The following is an 18,263-nucleotide window of genomic DNA, read 5'->3' as shown; positions in this document are numbered from 1 at the left end:
CTGCGCCGAGGGCCGGCCTTCGGCGTATCGGTACAGGGGCTACTTTTTGCCCTGGTTGGCCACGGCTTCGATGGCCGCCGCCGCCGCGTCGGCGTCGAGGTAGGTGCCACCGGCCTTCACGGGCTTGAGGTTTTCGTCCAGTTCGTACACCAGCGGGATGCCGGTGGGGATATTCAGGCTGGCAATGTCGTCGTCGCTAATGCCGTCCAGGTGCTTGACCAAGGCGCGCAGCGAGTTGCCGTGCGCGGCCACCAGCACCGTCTTGCCGGCTTTCACGTCCTTGGAAATATCCGACTCCCAGTACGGGATGAACCGCTCCAGCACGTCCTTGAGGCACTCGGTGCGCGGGATGTTGCCGTTGAGGTCCGCGTAGCGCGGGTCCCCCACCTGCGACCATTCGCTGGAGTCATCCAGCTTGGGCGGCGGGGTGTCGTAGGAGCGGCGCCACAGCATGAACTGCTCGTCGCCGAACTCTTCGCGGATCTGCGCCTTGTCCTTGCCCTGCAGCGCGCCGTAGTGGCGCTCGTTCAGGCGCCAGTCCCGCTTGACGTCGATCCAGTCCCGGTCCGCCGCCTCGAGCGCAATATTGGCCGTGACGATGGCGCGCTTGAGCCGCGAGGTGTAGAGCACGTCGGGCAGGATGCCCGCCTCAACCAGCAGTTCGCCGCCGCGCTTGGCCTCGGCCCGGCCCTGTTGGGTCAGCGGAACGTCCACCCAGCCGGTGAAGAGGTTTTTCTCGTTCCAGTCGCTTTGGCCGTGCCGCAGCAGAATCAGCTTGAAGTTCGAAGAGGCAGTCATGGCTGTAATCCTAGCGTTTACACGCCTTTCCCAGCCGTCCGCGACCGTGACGTTACGCACGCTGCTGCGCCGCGCCCCGCCGTCGTCATTCGGGCCTTCCCCTGCTGTGACCTGCGGATTTAGTTTCCACCAGGAGCAATTACGACGGCGGTGGGCGGCCGCCGTCGTCATCCCGTGTTTCCGTGCGGCACTTATTCTTTTTCCTTGTGCCCAGCCTGAATACTGCTCCCGCCGCGTCCGGCCTCACTGTGGAGTACCCGAGGGTCGGGCCCGGCAGGCCAGGCAAACCGGTCGGTTCGATCACGCGGGGTACCACCAACCCGAACCGGCTGCGGCGGATGGACCGCTGGCTCTCCGGCCCGAGCGCGGCCAGCGTCAAAAAGGCAGCCGACCCGCTGGTCATCGATCTGGGCTACGGCGCAGCGCCGATCACCGCCGTCGAACTCCACCACCGGTTGGCCAAGGTGCGCCCCGATGTCGAAGTGATCGGGATCGAGATCGAACCGGAACGGGTCCTCCGTGCTAAAGCGCTGGAGCGGCCTGGGTTGAGTTTCCGGCAGGGCGGCTTTGAGATCCCCGTGGCGGGGCGCCGCCCGGCGGTGGTGCGCGCCTTCAACGTGCTGCGCCAGTATGACGAGTCGGAGTACGCCGCGCACTGGGACATGGTCCGGGCGCGGCTGGCACCGGGCGGGCTGTTCATCGACGGCACCTGCGACGAGATCGGCCGGCGCGCCACCTGGGTAGCCATTGCGCCTGAGGGGCCGGTGTCGCTGAGCATCTCGCTGCGGTTCGGCGCCTTCGACCGGCCCTCCGATGTGGCCGAGCGGCTGCCCAAGGCACTGATCCACCACAATTTCCCGGGCGAGAAAATCCACGGCTATCTGCAGGCGCTGGACAAGGCCTGGGCGGAGGCCGCCGTGCTGGCTTCCTTCGGCAACCGGCAGCGATGGCTGGCGATGTGCCACAGCATGGCCGCGGCCGGCTGGCCCGTGCTGGACGGACCCTCGCGCTGGCGCCTGGGTGAAGTGACGGTGGCCTGGGCGGCAGTGGAGCCGGGTTACCAGGGTTTGTAGGAGCCGTTTACCAGGGCCCGTAGGGACCGTAGGCGCTGCCGCCCGATCCCTTGAGCTCGTTCAGCGCTGGCTTCACATCCGCCAGGTACACGGAGGCGACGGCGACGGCGGCCAGCTGGAACAGCATCAACGTGCCCAAGCCTGTGCTCAGCAGCGACAGGGCGCCCACGGCAACGGAACCGGCGGTCATGCCGGTCCAGAACCCCTTGGTGCGCTTGAAGGCGGCCTGGAAGTGCTCGCCCTTCCGGCCGAGGCAGTCGACCAGCGCCCACAACTCAATGCCCAGGGCAAGAATCCCCAGGCCGAAATACAGCCAATGCTGGAACGCGTAGACAAGTAGCACCTTCCAAGCCTAACCGTTCTTGCGCTTATCAGTCCTGCACTTTTTCCAGCGCCTGCTCAAGATCGGCCCACAGGTCGGCCACGTTCTCGATTCCGACGGACAGCCGCAGCAGGTTTTCGGGTACGCTCTCCGGTTCGTTGACGTGCCGGCGGCGGCGCTCGATCAGCGACTCCACCCCGCCCAGCGAGGTTGCGGGCAGCCACAGCTGCAGTGCCTCGGTAACGGCTTCAGCGGCAGCCGCACCGCCGCGGATCTGGATGGCGATGATGGAGCCGAAGCCGTTCATCTGCGCCTTGGCGCGCTCGTGTCCCGGATCGCCCGGCAGACCCGGGTAGCGCACGGCTTCCACCCGCGGATGCTGCTGCAGTTTCGCGGCGAGCTCTCCCGCCGTCGCCTGCGAACGGTCAACCCGCAGTGCCAGGGTGCGCACCCCGCGCAGCGCGAGCCAGGTTGCGAACGGCCCGGCGATGGCGCCGTGCAGGGAGCGGTGCGTGAGCAGCTTCGCCTGCAGCTCCGGATTGGACGTGACCACGGCGCCGAGAACGACGTCGGAATGCCCGGCAAGATATTTCGTCACCGAATGGACGACGACGTCGACGCCGACCTCCAGCGGGCGCTGTCCCAGCGGGGTGGAAAAGGTGTTGTCGGCAACCACCAAGGCACCGGCGTCGTGCGCTGCCTTGGCCAGGACGCCGAGCTCGGCTATCTCGAGCATGGGGTTGGTGGGGCTTTCCAGCCACACCATGTCCGCGCCCTCCAGCTGGGCCTTCACCGCCTCGGTATCCGCAATGTCCACCCTGCGGATCTTCACCGCGCCGCGCCCGGCCAGGTCTTCGGCCAAGGCCAGGCTGCCCTGGTAGCTGTGCTGGGGCATGACCACCACGCCGCCGGCGGGAACCAGGGACAGCGCCGCGGCCACGGCGGCCAGGCCCGAGGCGAAGACCAGGGCAGGCAGCTCGGCGCCCTCAAGCTCGCCCAGGGTTTCCTCGAACGGGTCCCAGGTGGGGTTGGAGTAACGCCCGTAGGCGCGGTCGCCCGCCACGACTTCGCCGAGGCCGAAGAACGTCGAGGACAGCACCACCGGCGGGTTCACCGGGGAATCGTGCGTCCGCTCCGGGCGGCCGGCGGAAACCACCACGGTGTCCGGGGCAAGGTGGTCTGGATGCTGGGATGCGCTCTGGCTCATGACAGCAAGGTTAATCCCGCGGGCCGTCCACAGGTTAACTCATGACTCTGTGGCCGCAGCGAAGAACGGTACGCTAATTGGGTGACTTCCCCCGGTATCCCCTCCCCCGCTCGCGCCCGCGCGGGGCTGTTCATCGCGTTCGAGGGCGGCGACGGGGCAGGCAAGTCCACCCAGGCAGCTGCGGTCCAGGCCCGGCTGGAAGCCGCCGGTCACGCTGTATTGCGGACCCGGGAGCCCGGCGGCACGCCCATCGGCGAAAAGCTACGCTCCCTGGTGCTGGACCATGGCCACGGCGAGATCGACGCCCGCACCGAAGCTTTGATTTTTGCCGCCTCGCGGGCGGCCCACGTGCAGCAAGTGATCCTCCCGGCGCTGGAGCGCGGCGAGATTGTGCTGTGCGACCGTTTCATCGACTCGTCGGTGGCCTACCAAGGTGCCGGGCGGGAACTGGGCATTGCCGCGGTGCGGGACATCAACCTATGGGCCACGGCTTCGCTGCTGCCCGATGTCACGGTACTGCTCGACGTTGCGCCCGATGACGGCCGCGACCGGCGGTTGGCCGGTGAAGCGGCCGAAGACCGGCTGGAGTCCGAACCGGATGACTTCCACGGGCGGATCCGGGCCGCCTTCCTCGAACTGGCCGCGGCCCGCCCCGACGAGTACCTGGTGCTGGACGCGCGGACCGAACGCGAGGCCCTGACCGCCGCCATCCTCAAGCGCATCGACGGGATGCTGGCATGAGCGTCTGGTCCGAGCTGCCCGGCCAAGCCGCCGTGGTGGAACAGCTCAGCCGTGCCGCGGCAGCAGAGCGGCCCAACCACGCCTGGCTGTTCACCGGACCGCCCGGCTCCGGCCGGTCCAACGCCGCGCGGTCCTTCGCCGCCGCGCTGTTGTGCGAGCAGCCCGACCCCGCCGCCCGTGGCTGCGGCGAGTGCCACGCCTGCCACACCGTTTTGGGCGGCACCAACGCGGACGTGTCCGCCATGGTGACGGAGAACGTGTCCTTCACCATCCGCGAGGTCCGTGACTGGGTCACCAAGGCCCAGGACAAACCCTCCTCGGGCCGCTGGCGCGTGATCATCATCGAGGACGCCGACCGCATGGCGGAGCGGACCACCAACGTGCTGCTCAAGGCCATCGAGGAACCGCCGCCGCGGACCATCTGGCTGCTCTGCGCGCCAAGCCCGGCGGACGTACTGGTGACCATCCGCTCGCGCTGCCGCCCCGTCGGCCTGCGCATTCCGCCCGTGGGCGATGTGGCCGAACTGCTGGTCCGCCGCGACGGCGCATCTCCCGAGCTGGCGGAGTTCGCTGCCCGGGTTTCGCAGAGCCACATCGGTGTGGCCCGCCGGCTTGCCGCCAATGAGGACGCCCGCAGCCGCCGGGACACGATTGTCCGGCTGCCGCTGCGCCTGCGCGGGGTCTCCGATGCTGTCATGGCCGCCGGCGAGCTGGTGGAAATCTCCAATGCCGACGCCGCCGCTGCCTCCGAGCAGCGCAACGCCGCCGAGCGCGAGGCCTTGCTGCACACCCTCGGCGCGCCGGAAAAAGGCACGCTGCCGCCGGCCATGCGCAGCCAGCTCAAGCAGCTGGAGGACGAGCAGAAACGCCGGGCCAAGCGTAGCGTGAGCGACTCCCTGGACCGCGTCATGATAGACCTGACCACGTTCTACCGGGACGTGCTGGCCCTCCAGCTGGGCGCGTCGTCGGACCTGGTCAACGAGTACCTGCGGCCGGAGCTGACCACATACGCGGAACAATCGACCCCCGAGAAGACGTTGGAGAGGTTGGACGCCATCGCCCAGACGCGCAAACGGCTCAGCACCAACGTGGCACCGGTACTGGCCATGGAAGCCATGGCTGTCAGTCTGCTTTAGATCCTTGACCACCCCAGGAGAACAATTGATGCGCACACTACCGCGACGATCCGGCGCCAGCGCCAAAACCGCAGCGGCCGCCGTCGTGCTTTTCCTGCTGGCCGGGTGCGGACTGCTCCCGGGCGCAACGGAGGCCCCGCCGTCGTCATCACCTGAAGTCATCGGCAGCGTAGACGAGCAGCTGATGCCCTACTACAACCAGTCGGTCAGCTGGGAAAGCTGCGAAGGCCGGTTCGAGTGCGCGGAGATCGAAGTCCCGGTCGATTATGCCGATCCGGACGGCGAGAGCATCACGGTCGCCGCCATCCGCAGCACCACCGACGGCGATTCCTTGGGTTCCATCCTGCTGAACCCCGGGGGTCCGGGCGGTTCCGGCTATGACACCGTGCGCGGCTCGCTGGAGCAGATGACCACCGAGGAACTGCGCGGCAGCTACGACATCGTGGGCTTCGACCCCCGCGGCGTGAAACGTTCGGCCCCGGTCACCTGCATGACCGACGCGGAGCGGGATGCCGCACGCGAGGTGCAGTATGACCTGGACAGCGATGCCGGCATCGCCGAAGCCAGGGAGGACGCGGCCGAGCTGGCCGAGAAGTGCGAGGCGAAGACCGGCGAAGTCCTGGCCCACGTAGACACCGCCAGCGCAGCCAAGGACATGGACATCATCCGCGCCGTGGTCGGGGACGCCAAGCTGAACTACCTGGGCTTCTCCTACGGCACCTTCCTCGGCGCAACCTATGCGGACCTCTTCCCGGAGCGGGTGGGCCGGATGGTGCTCGACGGGGCGATGGATCCGTCGCTGACAAATGAGCAGGTGACGCTCGGCCAGGCCAAGGCGTTCGAAGCAGCGATCCGCAGCTACGCGGAAAGCTGCCTAGCGTCCGCTGAGTGCCCCTTGAGCGGCGACGCGGATCAGGCAGTTGGCCAGATCCAGGACCTGATCCAGTCCGTCGAGGCCAACCCGTTGACGGCCGAGGACGGTCGCCTGGTCACCGTGGGCACCTTCGTCTCGGGCTTCATCGTCCCGCTGTACAACGACGTGAACTGGCCGCTGCTGACTCAGGCCCTGGACGGCGCTTTCGACGGCGATCCGACGGACATGCTGTACCTGGCAGACCTGGGCGCCGAACGTCAGGCGGACGGCAACTACACATCCAACAGCACGGCCGCGTTTACCGCCATCAACTGCCTGGACTATCCGATGGAATCCGATCTGGCGGGCATGAAGGAAAATGCGGCGGCCCTGGAGGAAGCGTCGCCAACGCTGGGCCGGTACCTCGCCTACGGCGGCACCACCTGCGAGAACTGGCCGGCGGAGCCGGTGCGCACCCCCGCACCGGTTGATGCTGCGGGAGCGGATCCGATCCTGGTCATCGGGACCACCGGCGACCCGGCCACCCCGTACGAATGGGCCGTTTCCATGACAGAGCAGCTGGAATCCGCCTCGCTGCTGACCTACGAGGCGCAGGGCCACACCGCCTACGGCCGCGGCGACAGCTGCGTACAGAACGCCGTGGACAGCTACTTCATCGAGGGCACGATGCCGGACGAGGGTACTGTTTGCTAAGCCGGTTTTGACCAGCGTGCCCTTGCTCTCCTATAGTTGTTCCTTGTGGATTCTGGCCGGTTATCCGGCTTGGAAGCCCGGCCTCCTTAGCTCAGTCGGTAGAGCGTTTCACTCGTAATGAAAAGGTCGCCAGTTCGATTCTGGCAGGGGGCTCACCTAAGAAATCCCGTCGCATCAGCAGATGCGGCGGGATTTTTCTTGCCCATTCCGCGGGACGGGCTGGCAGAGCATCCGCTACGCCGCCGCAACCATCGACCGACTGTACTGACACTTACCAACCGACGACGGCGCCGCTAACGGGTTTCAAGGTAGCGCTGCGCGTCCGCAACGTCCTCGATCACGATGTCGGCCCGCCGCCGTACGTTTTCAACGTTAGCCGAGCCGCTGGAGGGTGTATCGGAGTGCCCAGGGTTCAGCCGGATCATGGCGGCGGCCTGCGCTGCCGCGGCCAATGAGTTTCCGGCCTTGGACAGGCAGCGGTGGACGGCGGCCAGATTCCCGCCGGGGATGTCCATCCCGTCGCTCGGATGCAGCTCATGTGCCGCCATGCAGTAGGCACGCACCCGGGGCAGCAGCGCGGCGAGTTCGTCGGCGATGACCAGGAGCTCGCCGTAGAGTTCTTCGTCCTGCACGCCTTCAAGAACCTGGTGGTAGCGGTCCAGCCCGCGGCGGAACCGGTCATGGGTGCGCCGCCAGATGCCTTTGCCCAGTTCCTTATCGTCCCGCCGGGCCTGGCGGGCGGCTCCGAACAGCGCCACGGAACTCAGAGGTACTGGCCCGGAGTGTGGGTGCCGGGGCCGGTCGGGTTTTCCGATTCCGCTCCGTCAGCGCGGCGCGGTTCGCCGTCGTTGCCAATGACCACGCCGGGGGCAATGACCGTGCCGGGCGGGAGCTGGCGCATCTGCATCCGCGCCGCCATCTGCTGGGTGGCGGCCTGCTGCGCGGCGATGGCGGTTTGGATACCGTGGAACAGCCCTTCGAGCCAGCCGACCAGCTGGGCCTGGGCGATCCGCAGTTCGGCGTCCGACGGCGTGGAGTCGTCGGTGAAGGGCAGATTGATCCGATGCAGTTCGTCGATGAGCTCCGGGGCCAGGCCGTCCTCGAGTTCCTTCACGGAGCGTTCGTGGATTTCCGCCAGCCGGTTCCGTGCGGCATCATCGAGCGGGGCGCTGCGGACCTCTTCCAGCAATTGGCGGATCATGGTTCCGATCCGCATGACCTTGGCGGGTTCATCCACCAGGTCATGGAGCTGCGAGCCCTTCTTCCCGTTGCTGCCCGCTCCGTTCCGGGCCTCGGCTTCCTCCGCGCGCTGCTGGTCAGGGGTGAGAGCTCCTTCGATGGCCGGTTCTTCCGTCTGAGGTATCTGCTCGTCGCTCATGGTTTCATCTTGCCAGAGGCCGAAGCTAAATCCAGCCCTGCGCCCGCACATCGCAGGCACAGCAGGATTGCCGGAAACTTCCGCCGGAGCACAAACCGTCACAAAACGGCACCCGCCCCGAAGTCCCAGTGAGGAGCTCGAGGCGGGTGCCGCCGTCGTTGTTCAGCTGTGGGCCGCTAGCAGCAGCGGCCTTCCGGATTGCGGTCCTGGCGGTCCGTCTTGTCCCGCCAGAACTCGCGCTCGGTCATGGGCGGTTTACCGGTGTGGGTCCGCGCGTGGTGGTCTAGGTACGCCTGGTAGGCGTTCTCGCCCATCAGGGACTTGAAGTACCAGACGAAGCCCTTCCAGCCGGCGTGTGCTTTGCCGGCCGCCTGGTTGAAGGCCTTGTTCGTGGACATGGTCATCAGTGCTTCGACCGTGCCAGCCGCTTGTCCTGGGGCAGTTCGTCCCAGCGCTTCTGCAGTTCGCGCTCCGGTGGTGTGGCGATGAAGCCGGCCGGCGCGTAGGTGGCCGAGACGACGGCGGGGTCCTCATGCGACTTTTCGCCGCCCCGCTGCCAGGACTTGATCGTGGCGATGATGGCGGTGGCGATGACGATGATGGTCAGCACCACGAACACGATGGACAGCGTGCCCTGGACCCAGGTATTCCGGACCACCGCCTCCATCGCTTCGACCGACCCTGCGTTGCCCAGGCTGGTCTCGCCGTTGGCCAGCGCTTCCTGGTGCGCGAAGTGGTTGGCCCAGTAGCCCACCCGCACGTCCGGCGAGAAGATCTTCAGGATCGACGCCCAGATGGTGATCACTGCCGCGAAGGCCAGCGGGAGGGCGATGATCCACAGGTACTTGAACACGCCCTTTTTGGCCGCGATGGCCATGCAGACCGCGAGCGCGATCGCCGCGAGCAGCTGGTTGGCGATGCCGAAGAGCGGGAAGAACGTGTTGATGCCGCCCAGCGGATCCGTCACCCCGAGTATCAGGATGTACCCCCAGCCGGCCACCATGATCGCCGTACAGATCCAGACCCCGGGGCGCCAGGACATGTCCTTGAACTTGGGAGCGAAGTTGCCGATAGTGTCCTGCAGCATGAAGCGGGCCACGCGGGTTCCGGCGTCGACGGCGGTGAGGATGAACAACGCTTCGAACATGATGGCGAAGTGGTACCAGAACGCCATCAGGCCTACCCCGCCGATCAGGCTCTGCATGATCTGGGCGAGGCCGACGGCGAGGGTCGGGGCACCGCCCGTCCGCGAGACCACCGACTCCTCGCCGACGTTGGCCGCCAGCTGGGTCAGCATGTCCGGGGTCAGATTCACGCCGGCCAGGCCCAGACTGTTGACGAAGGCCACCGCGCCCTCCACGGTGCCGCCTGTGGCGGCGGCCGAGGAGTTCATTGCGAAATAGATCCCGCGGTCAATGGAGATCGCAGCGACCAGGGCCATGATGGCCACGAAGGACTCCATCAGCATGCCGCCGTACCCGATGAACCGGGTCTGCTTCTCCTTGTGGACCATCTTCGGCGTGGTGCCCGAAGAGATCAGCGCGTGGAAGCCGGACAAGGCGCCGCAGGCAATGGTCACGAACAGGAACGGCCACAGGGAGCCGGGTACTACCGGCCCATCGGTCCGGCCGGCGAACTCGCTGATGGCGGGGATGTTGATTTCCGGACGCACCAGCACGATGGCCACGGCCAGCATGACAATGGTGCCGATCTTCATGAAGGTGGAGAGGTAGTCGCGCGGGGCCAGCAGCAGCCATACCGGAAGCACCGCGGCGATGAAGCCGTAGATGATGATGCCCCAGGCGATGGTGATGCGGTCCAGCGTGAAGACGGCTACGCCCCAGTCGGTTTCGGCAATCATGCCGCCACCGATGATCGCAGCGATCAGCAGCACGAAACCGATGATCGAGATCTCGCTGACTTTGCCGGGGCGGATGAAGCGCAGGTAGATGCCCATGAAGATGGCGATCGGAATGGTCATGGAAACCGAGAAGACGCCCCACGGGGATTCGCCCAGTGCATTGACCACAACGAGGGCCAGGATGGCGACGATGATGATCATGATGGCCAGCGTGGCGATCAGGGCGGCGGTTCCGCCGATCAGGCCCAGCTCTTCGCGGGCCATCTGGCCCAGCGAGCGTCCGCCGCGGCGCATCGAGAAGAACAGCACCAGGTAGTCCTGCACCGCACCGGCCAGAATCACGCCGATAATGATCCAGATGGTGCCGGGGAGGTAGCCCATCTGGGCGGCGAGGATGGGACCGACCAGCGGTCCGGCCCCGGCGATCGCGGCGAAGTGGTGCCCGTAGAGCACCCGGCGGTCCGTGACCACATAGTCTTTGCCGTCCGCCTTGTACTCCGCTGGCGTGGCCCGCTTGTCGTTGGGCCTGGTGATCTTGTTCTCGATGAACTTCGAATAGAAGCGGTAGAAGATCAGGTAGGTGCAGACTGCGGCGAAAACGAACCAGATGGCGTTGACGGTTTCGCCTCGTACAAAGGCGAGCATCGTCCAGGCCACGCCGCCCAGCAGCGCGATGACTACCCAAATGGCGATCTTCAGCGGCGGCCACCGGCGCTCCTCAGCGGCAGCGATCTCCGGGTCGAGGGCTACCGGTGGAAGGTTGGGATCCTGGACCAGGACAGCTGAATCACGGTCCTGGTCCGGATCCGGCGCGGATCCTGCTGTTGGTGTTTGGCTCATCATTGCTCCCTGTTGAGACGCACGGCGGATAAAAAGCTTACTTATCAGCAATCTAACAGCAGCGTGCATCAAGTCACAGGGATTCGGCCTACCAATAGCCGAGCAGTCCGGACTATGCGACCAGCGGGTCTCCCGCTGCGGGGGCCCGCTGGCTTTCCCCCTTGCCAGACGGGGCTAGGCGGCCGCGGTGGTGAGCAGGATCTTGCCGATGTGCTCGCCCGAGTCGAAATACTCGTGCGCCTCGGCCGCCTGATCCAGCGCATAGGTCCGGCCCACCTGCGCGGCGATATCCCCCGAGGCGACCAGCGGCCAGACATGGGTCATGACGGCCCGGACGATCGCGGACTTTTCCTCCACCGGCCGCGAGCGCAGCGTGGTTCCGATGACGGCGGCGCGCTTGGACATCAGCTGGCCGAGGTTCAGTTCCGCCTTGGCGCCGCCCTGCAGCCCGATGACCACCAGCCGGCCGGAGGTTGCCAGCGCATCCAGATTGCGCTGCAGGTATTTCGCTCCAACGACGTCGAGGATCACGTCAGCGCCGCGGCCACCGGTGGCTTCCTTGACCCTGGCGACAAAGTCCTCTTCCTTGTAGTTGATGAGGACCTGGGCACCCAGGGGACGTACGACGTCGAGCTTGGCTTGGGAGCCGGCAGTCACCATAGGCAGGCCACCGAACGCGCGGACCATCTGGACCGCCATCGTGCCGATGCCGCCGCCGCCACCGTGGATGAGCACACTTTCGCCCGCCTGCACCCCGGCCGCCATAAAGAGATTGGAGAAGATGGTAGCCGTCACTTCCGGCAGCGCCGCCGCCGTGACCAGGTCCACTCCTTCGGGCACGGTCATGAGTTGGCCTGCAGGCACCGCAACCTGCTCGGCATAACCGCCGCCGGCCAGCAGGGCGCAGACCTCGTCGCCGACCTTCCAGCCGGTGACGTCTTCGCCGAGTGCAGCGATACGGCCGGAAACCTCGAGGCCGGGAATGTCCGAGGCGCCGGGCGGCGGCGGGTAGACTCCGCGGCGCTGCTGCACGTCAGCGCGGTTCAAGCCGGCGGCAACGACGTCGACAATCACCTCGCCCGGCTTCGGCACCGGCGGCTGGACCTCACGGACCTCGATGACCTCGGGACCGCCTGAGCCTTCGTAAAAAACCGCCTTCATTCACGCCTCCTGGTGCACGCCGAAAACCGGCCGGAGTTTTGATATCTCCGGCCCCTCCGTGACACACTACTAGGCAGGGAAGGTTGTCCGAGCGGCCGAAGGAGCTGGTCTTGAAAACCAGTAGGCGGTAACCCCGTCTCATGGGTTCAAATCCCATACCTTCCGCTCCCTGTTACTCAAGGGCCCCGGTTCCGGGGTCCTTGAGTTATTTAAGCGCCGACACTGTTTCGCGGGCCGCGGCTTTTGTCAAGACTTCCCGAGCGTCACGGACGTTCCGAAGCCCTTCTTTCACAGAACTATTCCCTTGGTACTACCCGCGCGGTAACCTCTCGTTCATCCTGCTGGGCGGGGATGGTCAGGTGCGCTCACACACCATCACTGCCTTGCTGCCGGACCGGCTCGCCTTGGGTGCCGTCCTCCGGCACACCTTTATGGGGAACCGAAACTGGAGATACCGTGCCAAAGGCTGCTTCATCTATGAAGGCCACGCTGGGCGCTGCATTGTCGATCGGCCTGCTGGCCGCTCCCTTCGCAGCCCTGCCCGCCGTGGCAAACGAATCCGATCCGGAACCGACCACGGTCTCGTCGCCTGCCGAAGACCAACAGGTTGAGACGCTGGACGTAGGCGACACCTACGAGCTGAACCTGCTGGGTATCAACGACTTCCACGGCCGCATTGACGACAACACGGTGAAGTTTGCCGGCACCGTCGAACAACTGCGGGAGCAGAACCCGGATGGCACGCTCTTTACTTCTGCCGGCGACAACATCGGGGCTTCGCTGTTCGCCTCGGCTTCCCAGGACGACCAGCCGACCATCGATGTTCTGAACGCGCTGGAACTGGCGACCACCGCCGTCGGCAATCATGAGTTCGACAAGGGCTTCGAGGACCTGAACGGGCGCGTTTCCAACAGCTCCAGCTACCCGCAGCTTGGTGCCAACGTGTATTCGAAGGGCACCACCACTCCCGCGCTGCAGGAATACGCCCTGGTCGAGGTGGACGGACTGACGGTTGGCGTCATCGGTGCGGTGACGCAGGAAACCTCGACGCTGGTCAGCCCCGGCGGCATTTCCACGCTCGACTTCGGCGATCCCGTGGCAGCCGTCAACCGTGTTACTGCCGAGCTGACGGACGGCGCCGGCGACGAAGCAGACATCATTCTGGCGTCGTACCACGAGGGCGCCGCCACCGGTGCGAGTCTGGACGCCGCGCTGGGTAGCGCCGTCTTTGCACGCATCGCCAACGAGACCTCGGCCGAGGTGGATGCGATCTTCACCGGGCACACGCACCAGGCCTACACCTTCGACGCTCCCGTACCCGGTGCCGCCGGCGAAACCCGGCCCATCGTCCAGACCGGGCAGTACGGCGAGAACATCGGCCAGATCCAGCTCAGTGTCACCGAGGGCGAGAAAAACGGCGAGGCGACCTTCGATGTCACCAGCTACGAGACGGCCCTTGTCCCCCGCGTGGCGATCCCGGACGAGGACGCTGCGAATGCGGACGAGCTAAACAAGGCCCTCGATGACGAGCTGGCTGGCAGGTACCCCCGGGTAGCCGAAGTCCGGACGATCGTTGACGCAGCCCTGGCCGAAGCCGAAGTGGTGGGGGCACGGCCGGTCGGTTCCGTGACGGGCGACATCACCACGGCCTTCACCCCCGACGGCGAGGACGAGGATACGCTGCCTGAGCGCGACGACCGCGCCTCCGAATCCGCCCTGGGCAACCTGGTGGCGGACTCGCTGGTCGAAACACTCTCGGCCGAGGGACTGGGCGGCGCCGAGATCGGCGTAGTCAATCCGGGCGGCCTGCGCTCCGAGCTCTACTACGCGCCGGACGGAACCATCACGTTCGCCGAGGCCAATGCGGTGCTGCCCTTCGTGAACAACCTGTGGACCACCACGCTCACCGGCGCCCAGTTCAAGACGCTGCTGGAGCAGCAGTGGCAGCTGGATGCCGACGGCAATGTGCCCAGCCGCCCGTTCCTGCACCTGGGCCTTTCGGACAACGTCACCTACACCTACGATCCGGACGCCGAACAGGGCAACCACATCACCGGCGTGTGGATCAACGGCGAGCAGTTGGACGAAACCCGCGGGTACCGGATCGGCACGTTCAGCTTCCTAGCGCAGGGCGGGGACAACTTCCACGTCTTCAACGAGGGCACCGATACCCGGGATTCCGGCCTGATCGACCGTGACGCATGGATCGCCTACCTGGAGCAGAACAGCCCGCTGTCCCCGTCCTTCGACCGCCGCGCGGTAGCCCTCACGGGTGTGCCCGCCACGGTTGAACCGGGCCAGCAGGTCTCCTTCGAGGTCTCCAAGCTGGACCTGACCTCGCTGGGCGCTCCGGTCAACACCGAGCTGACGCTGCGTTACGAACCGGCCGACAGCGGCGCCAGCCCTCTAGGCACTTTCGACGTGACCGACGGCGCCGCTACCGTCTCCTTCACCGTTCCGGACGAGCTGAGCGGCGGCGTGTTCGCCCTGACCGCGGCCGGGTCCGGCACGCTGGTGCGGCTGCCGCTCGAGATCCCGGCGAGCGCGGCGGAACCGGCAGACACCGCCGTCGTAATCAATGAGGCGTACGTCAACGGCGGAAGCCGCAACGCGCCCTATGCCCATAAGTTCGTGGAGCTGTTCAACACGACGGACTCCCCCGTCAGCCTGGACGGCATGTCCCTGCAGTATCGCTCGGCCACAGGCACCGAAAATCCGAACGGCGTGGTGCAACTGCGCGGCACGATCCCGGCCAATGGCCACTTCCTCGTCGAGGGCGGCAGCAACGGCGCTAACGGTGTTGCCCTGCCCGAGCCGGACATCTCCAGCGGCGCGCTGAATCCGTCCGGAACGTCCGGCACGCTTGTGCTGGCCGACCAGCCGGGCGCATTGGACGGGCTGGCTACCGGTTCAGTAACCGATGACGAGCGGGTGCTGGATCTACTGGGCTACGGCAGCTCCAACACCTTCGAGACCTCGGCCGCGCCATCACCCGGCGGGAGCACGAACCCGCTCTCGATGAACCGTACCGAGGGCGCGGACACCAACGACAACTCGGCCGACTTCACCTTGAGCGACCAGGTCACGCCGACCAATTCCGGCGGAACCGGCGCCGAGCCCGGTCCTGAACCCGAACCGCAACCGGCCGAGGAACGGACCATCGCCGAGATCCAGGGCACGTCGGACGTCTCGCCGCTGGCCGGCAAGAACGTGACGACCCGCGGCATAGTGACGGCGGTGTACCCGGAGGGCGGGTTCAACGGGTACTACATCCAGACGCCGGGCACCGGCGGGGACATCGACGCGGACCATGCAGCGTCGCACGGCATTTTCGTCTTCTCCTCCGCCACGGTGGATGAGGTTGCACTGGGCGATTATGTCGAGGTTACCGGCGGGGTCAGCGAATACTACGGGCTGACCGAGCTGACCGTTGAAGAGGGCGGGCTGGTCCTGCTGGACGAAGCGGCCGAGCAAGTGAAGCCTGCTGCCATCGAGTGGCCCGCCAGCGACGGCGAGCGGGAGAAATTCGAGGGCATGCTGCTTGATCCGCAGGGCAGCTTTACCGTGACGGACAACTACTCGCTGAACCAGTACGGCGAGATCGGTCTGGCCGCCGGCGACCAGCCGCTGGTCCAGCCCACCGCCGTCGGCACCTACGGCTCGGACGAGTTCTGGGCGGAAACCGAGAAGAATGCCGCGCATTCCGTGACCCTGGACGACGGTGCCAGCATCAACTACCTGGGCTCCGACGCCAACAAGGACATCCCCCTGCCGTACCTGACCCCGGAAACCCCTGTCCGGGTGGGCTCACCGGCATCCTTCGACACGAGCGTGGTGTTGGACTACCGGTTCGGCCTGTGGCGTTTCCAGCCGCTGACCCAACTGACCGCAGCCAACGGCGGAACGGTCCAGCCGGCGTCGTTCTCCGATACCCGCACGCAGGCGCCGGAGGACGTGGCCGGCAATGTGAAGATCGCCTCCTTCAACGTGCTGAACTACTTCACCACCACCGGCGACCAACTGGACGGCTGCAACGCCTACACAGATCGGGACGGTAACCCGATCACCGCCCGGAACTGTGACGCCCGCGGCGCCTACGACGCCGAGAACCTCGAACGGCAGGAGGCCAAGATCGTCGCCGCGATCAACGCACTGGACGCGGACGTCGTCGCCCTCGAGGAGATCGAGAACTCCGCACAGTTCGGCAAGGACCGGGACGATGCCCTGGCCACGCTGACCGCCGCCCTGAACGAGGGCCTCGCCGCCGACGGCGAAGACGCAGCATGGGACTACGTCCGTTCGCCGGAAGAGCTGCCCGCGCTGAAGGACGAGGACTTCATCCGCACGGCCTTCATTTACAAGAAGGACGCCGTGCAGACCATCGGCGAGTCCGTCATCCACAACGACACGGAGGCCTTTGCCAACGCCCGCAAGCCGCTGGCCCAGACCTTCAAAGTCAAGCACGGCGGCGCGGACACGAAGTTCATTGTGGTGGCCAACCACTTCAAGTCCAAGGGCTCCGCCCCGTCCTCGGGCGAAAATGCGGACCACGGCCAGGGTGCGTGGAACGTAGCGCGCACCGAGCAGGCGGAATCCCTGGTGGACTTCGCCGGGGCGATGCAGGAGCGGTTTGCCACGGAGAAGCTCTACCTCACCGGTGACTTTAACTCCTATGCGCAGGAAGATCCGATCCGCGTCCTGACGGAGGCCGGCTACATCGATCAAGGCGCCAAGACCGGCGAGCACAGCTACAACTTTGATGGCATGGTGGGCTCGCTGGACTACATCTTCGCTTCACCCGAGGCGGACGCCGTGGTGGAAGGCGCGGACATCTGGAACATCAACTCGGTGGAGTCGATCGCGCTGGAATACAGCCGGTACAACTACAACGTGACCGATTTCTACGCCCCGGACATGTTCCGGGCCAGCGACCACGACCCGATCGTCGTCGGCCTGGACCTGCCGACCGCGCGGGACAAAGGCGCACGGCAAGCGGTAGGGCAGGAGGAAACCCGTCAGGCAGGGCCCGCGGCAGAGCCGGCCTTAACCCGGGCGGCACCGGCGGGCGCGGCCGCATCCAGAATGGCGCGCGCAATATCGTCCGCGTCCTTCAGGGTGCGGCCGCCCTGGCCCACCGGCGCACCGGCTTCCGCGGCAATGGATGTCCCCCACTGCACCGAGGACAGCTGGAGCCCCAGCACATAGAGGTTCTCCACGGGCCGGCCGTTGATCCCGATCGGGCGGTACGGCGGCCGGGTGACATCCAACCCCGACGTCGGAACCGGCGCCCCTTCGGCACCGAGCATCTGCTTAGGCCGGACCAGCCCGGCCTCCAGCAGGTGGCGCAGTAGCGCGGAGCGGTTCTGCGCCACCCGGTTGGCCGGCATCATGGCTTCCATCAGATACGTCGCCGAGTACGCCGCGCCAACAACCCAGGGCGAAGCGGCCCGGAACTGTTCGGTCTCCGGGTCCACTTCGAAGTGCGGGTCAGGTCCTACGAACTCGACGATTCCGGCGCGGGCGAGCGCAGCCAGTTGCTCGATACGCTGGGCCGGCGGTCCGCTGGCGAGGCCTTCCACCAGCGGTTCGAACCAGCCCCGCAGCTCGGCGAGCCAGGATTCGTCGGTCAGTCCGCCGTCGGCCACAATCTCCTTGAGCAGGCTCCGCCCGGCGTTCAGCGCTCCGATCGCCATCTTCAACGGGTCGTCCTCGCCCAGCGCCGAGCCGGCCGCATCCGCGTCGAGATAAGCGACCATGGCCTGCTGGTACTCCTGTGCGGAGGCGAACTTCCGTCCCGCGAAGGGCCGGGCCAGCGCCTCGACGTCCAGCAGCCTCCCGGGCTCAATGTGTTCGTCCAGGTACCCGCGGATGCGGTTGCGCAGGGTCGGGCTGCCCGGAACGGTTTTCTGGTCCAGCAGCCCCTGAAGCCCGGCCAGGAATTGGCGTGGATTCCCGTTGATGCTCCCGGGCTCCACCCTCACCAGCGTGGCATAGTACGTCCACAGCACATCTCGCTGCAGCAGCGGCCACAGGTCGTGGTCAAAACCCGGCTGCACACCGGCGTCCGCAAAGAGCCGCGCGGCGGACGGCGTGAAATAGCGAAGTTCGACGCCGGCAGGAAGGTAGCTCTGCAGCCTCGCCTTGGCGCGGTACGGGGTGCCGCGGCGGGAACCGGCCAC

General features: G+C 66.5%; 13 protein-coding genes and 2 tRNA genes. 7 read left to right on the top strand and 8 right to left on the bottom strand.

The genetic code is table 11. The features are described from left to right. Nucleotides 1–39 precede the first annotated feature (39 nt). Nucleotides 40–798, bottom strand: coding sequence for a phosphoglyceromutase (locus AC3A4M_RS09620; RefSeq protein ID WP_498735546.1), 759 nt, complete (start codon nucleotides 796–798; stop codon nucleotides 40–42). Nucleotides 799–1,136: 338 nt separating this feature from the next. Here AC3A4M_RS09620 and AC3A4M_RS09615 point away from each other — a divergent pair, with 338 nt between their 5' ends. Continuing rightward, nucleotides 1,137–1,871 carry a class I SAM-dependent methyltransferase gene (locus tag AC3A4M_RS09615; protein WP_498735585.1) on the top strand — a complete coding sequence of 245 codons (735 nt, stop codon included), beginning with the start codon at nucleotides 1,137–1,139 and terminating at the stop codon, nucleotides 1,869–1,871. A gap of 7 nt (nucleotides 1,872–1,878) precedes the next feature. Here AC3A4M_RS09615 and AC3A4M_RS09610 read toward each other — a convergent pair whose 3' ends face one another. Both AC3A4M_RS09610 and AC3A4M_RS09605 read right to left on the bottom strand, forming a co-directional pair. Further along, nucleotides 1,879–2,214, bottom strand: a complete 336-nt coding sequence (locus AC3A4M_RS09610) for a DUF2516 family protein (protein WP_498640220.1) — start codon at nucleotides 2,212–2,214, stop codon at nucleotides 1,879–1,881. Nucleotides 2,215–2,242: 28 nt separating this feature from the next. Next, complete coding sequence (locus AC3A4M_RS09605; RefSeq protein ID WP_498735545.1) at nucleotides 2,243–3,400, bottom strand: trans-sulfuration enzyme family protein; 1,158 nt, start codon at nucleotides 3,398–3,400, stop codon at nucleotides 2,243–2,245. 81 nt (nucleotides 3,401–3,481) lie between these two features. Here AC3A4M_RS09605 and tmk point away from each other — a divergent pair, with 81 nt between their 5' ends. The 4 genes from tmk to AC3A4M_RS09585 all read left to right on the top strand — a co-directional run bounded on the left by tmk (nucleotide 3,482) and on the right by AC3A4M_RS09585 (nucleotide 6,997). Further along, nucleotides 3,482–4,141: a dTMP kinase gene (tmk, locus tag AC3A4M_RS09600; RefSeq protein WP_498735544.1), complete on the top strand. Its 660-nt coding sequence runs from the start codon at nucleotides 3,482–3,484 to the stop codon at nucleotides 4,139–4,141. Then, nucleotides 4,138–5,277 carry a DNA polymerase III subunit delta' gene (locus tag AC3A4M_RS09595; protein WP_498735543.1) on the top strand — a complete coding sequence of 380 codons (1,140 nt, stop codon included), beginning with the start codon at nucleotides 4,138–4,140 and terminating at the stop codon, nucleotides 5,275–5,277. The genes tmk and AC3A4M_RS09595 overlap by 4 nt, the downstream gene beginning before the upstream one ends. A gap of 28 nt (nucleotides 5,278–5,305) precedes the next feature. Next, nucleotides 5,306–6,844, top strand: coding sequence for an alpha/beta hydrolase (locus tag AC3A4M_RS09590; protein ID WP_498735542.1), 1,539 nt, complete (start codon nucleotides 5,306–5,308; stop codon nucleotides 6,842–6,844). An 80-nt stretch (nucleotides 6,845–6,924) separates the two neighbouring features. After that, nucleotides 6,925–6,997: transfer RNA gene (locus AC3A4M_RS09585), tRNA-Thr, on the top strand. A 140-nt stretch (nucleotides 6,998–7,137) separates the two neighbouring features. Here the strand turns inward: AC3A4M_RS09585 and AC3A4M_RS09580 are convergent. From AC3A4M_RS09580 to AC3A4M_RS09560, 5 genes are all read right to left on the bottom strand, one after another. Further along, nucleotides 7,138–7,602 (bottom strand): hypothetical protein, encoded by a 465-nt coding sequence (locus AC3A4M_RS09580; RefSeq protein WP_498735541.1) that lies wholly within the window; start codon nucleotides 7,600–7,602, stop codon nucleotides 7,138–7,140. 5 nt (nucleotides 7,603–7,607) lie between these two features. Continuing rightward, entirely contained in the window at nucleotides 7,608–8,222 is a 615-nt protein-coding gene (locus tag AC3A4M_RS09575; protein WP_498735540.1) for a bacterial proteasome activator family protein, read from the bottom strand. Between the two features lie 176 nt (nucleotides 8,223–8,398). Further along, nucleotides 8,399–8,620, bottom strand: coding sequence for a YbdD/YjiX family protein (locus AC3A4M_RS09570; RefSeq protein WP_498735539.1), 222 nt, complete (start codon nucleotides 8,618–8,620; stop codon nucleotides 8,399–8,401). A gap of 5 nt (nucleotides 8,621–8,625) precedes the next feature. Continuing rightward, nucleotides 8,626–10,923, bottom strand: a complete 2,298-nt coding sequence (locus AC3A4M_RS09565) for a carbon starvation CstA family protein (protein WP_498735538.1) — start codon at nucleotides 10,921–10,923, stop codon at nucleotides 8,626–8,628. A 174-nt stretch (nucleotides 10,924–11,097) separates the two neighbouring features. After that, nucleotides 11,098–12,084 (bottom strand): NAD(P)H-quinone oxidoreductase, encoded by a 987-nt coding sequence (locus tag AC3A4M_RS09560; protein ID WP_498735537.1) that lies wholly within the window; start codon nucleotides 12,082–12,084, stop codon nucleotides 11,098–11,100. Nucleotides 12,085–12,161: 77 nt separating this feature from the next. On the opposite strand from AC3A4M_RS09560, the gene AC3A4M_RS09555 reads away from it, so the two are divergent. Beyond that, nucleotides 12,162–12,249, top strand: a tRNA-Ser gene (locus AC3A4M_RS09555). 312 nt (nucleotides 12,250–12,561) lie between these two features. Then, entirely contained in the window at nucleotides 12,562–17,289 is a 4,728-nt protein-coding gene (locus AC3A4M_RS09550) for an ExeM/NucH family extracellular endonuclease (RefSeq protein WP_498735536.1), read from the top strand. Nucleotides 17,290–18,263: the final 974 nt, after the last annotated feature.

The organism is Arthrobacter sp. Soil_C_60, assembly GCF_057656375.1.
This window is presented reverse-complemented; position numbering and strand designations above follow the sequence as displayed.

Bases quoted from the DNA above. Each gene is read 5' to 3' on its own strand.
- AC3A4M_RS09560 (WP_498735537.1), bottom strand. From the start codon at position 12,084: ATGAAGGCGGTTTTTTACGAAGGCTCAGGCGGTCCCGAGGTCATCGAG.
- AC3A4M_RS09570 (WP_498735539.1), bottom strand. From the start codon at position 8,620: ATGTCCACGAACAAGGCCTTCAACCAGGCGGCCGGCAAAGCACACGCC.
- AC3A4M_RS09605 (WP_498735545.1), bottom strand. From the start codon at position 3,400: ATGAGCCAGAGCGCATCCCAGCATCCAGACCACCTTGCCCCGGACACC.
- AC3A4M_RS09575 (WP_498735540.1), bottom strand. From the start codon at position 8,222: ATGAGCGACGAGCAGATACCTCAGACGGAAGAACCGGCCATCGAAGGA.
- AC3A4M_RS09590 (WP_498735542.1), top strand. From the start codon at position 5,306: ATGCGCACACTACCGCGACGATCCGGCGCCAGCGCCAAAACCGCAGCG.
- AC3A4M_RS09615 (WP_498735585.1), top strand. From the start codon at position 1,137: ATGGACCGCTGGCTCTCCGGCCCGAGCGCGGCCAGCGTCAAAAAGGCA.
- AC3A4M_RS09565 (WP_498735538.1), bottom strand. From the start codon at position 10,923: ATGAGCCAAACACCAACAGCAGGATCCGCGCCGGATCCGGACCAGGAC.
- AC3A4M_RS09620 (WP_498735546.1), bottom strand. From the start codon at position 798: ATGACTGCCTCTTCGAACTTCAAGCTGATTCTGCTGCGGCACGGCCAA.
- AC3A4M_RS09595 (WP_498735543.1), top strand. From the start codon at position 4,138: ATGAGCGTCTGGTCCGAGCTGCCCGGCCAAGCCGCCGTGGTGGAACAG.
- AC3A4M_RS09550 (WP_498735536.1), top strand. From the start codon at position 12,562: ATGAAGGCCACGCTGGGCGCTGCATTGTCGATCGGCCTGCTGGCCGCT.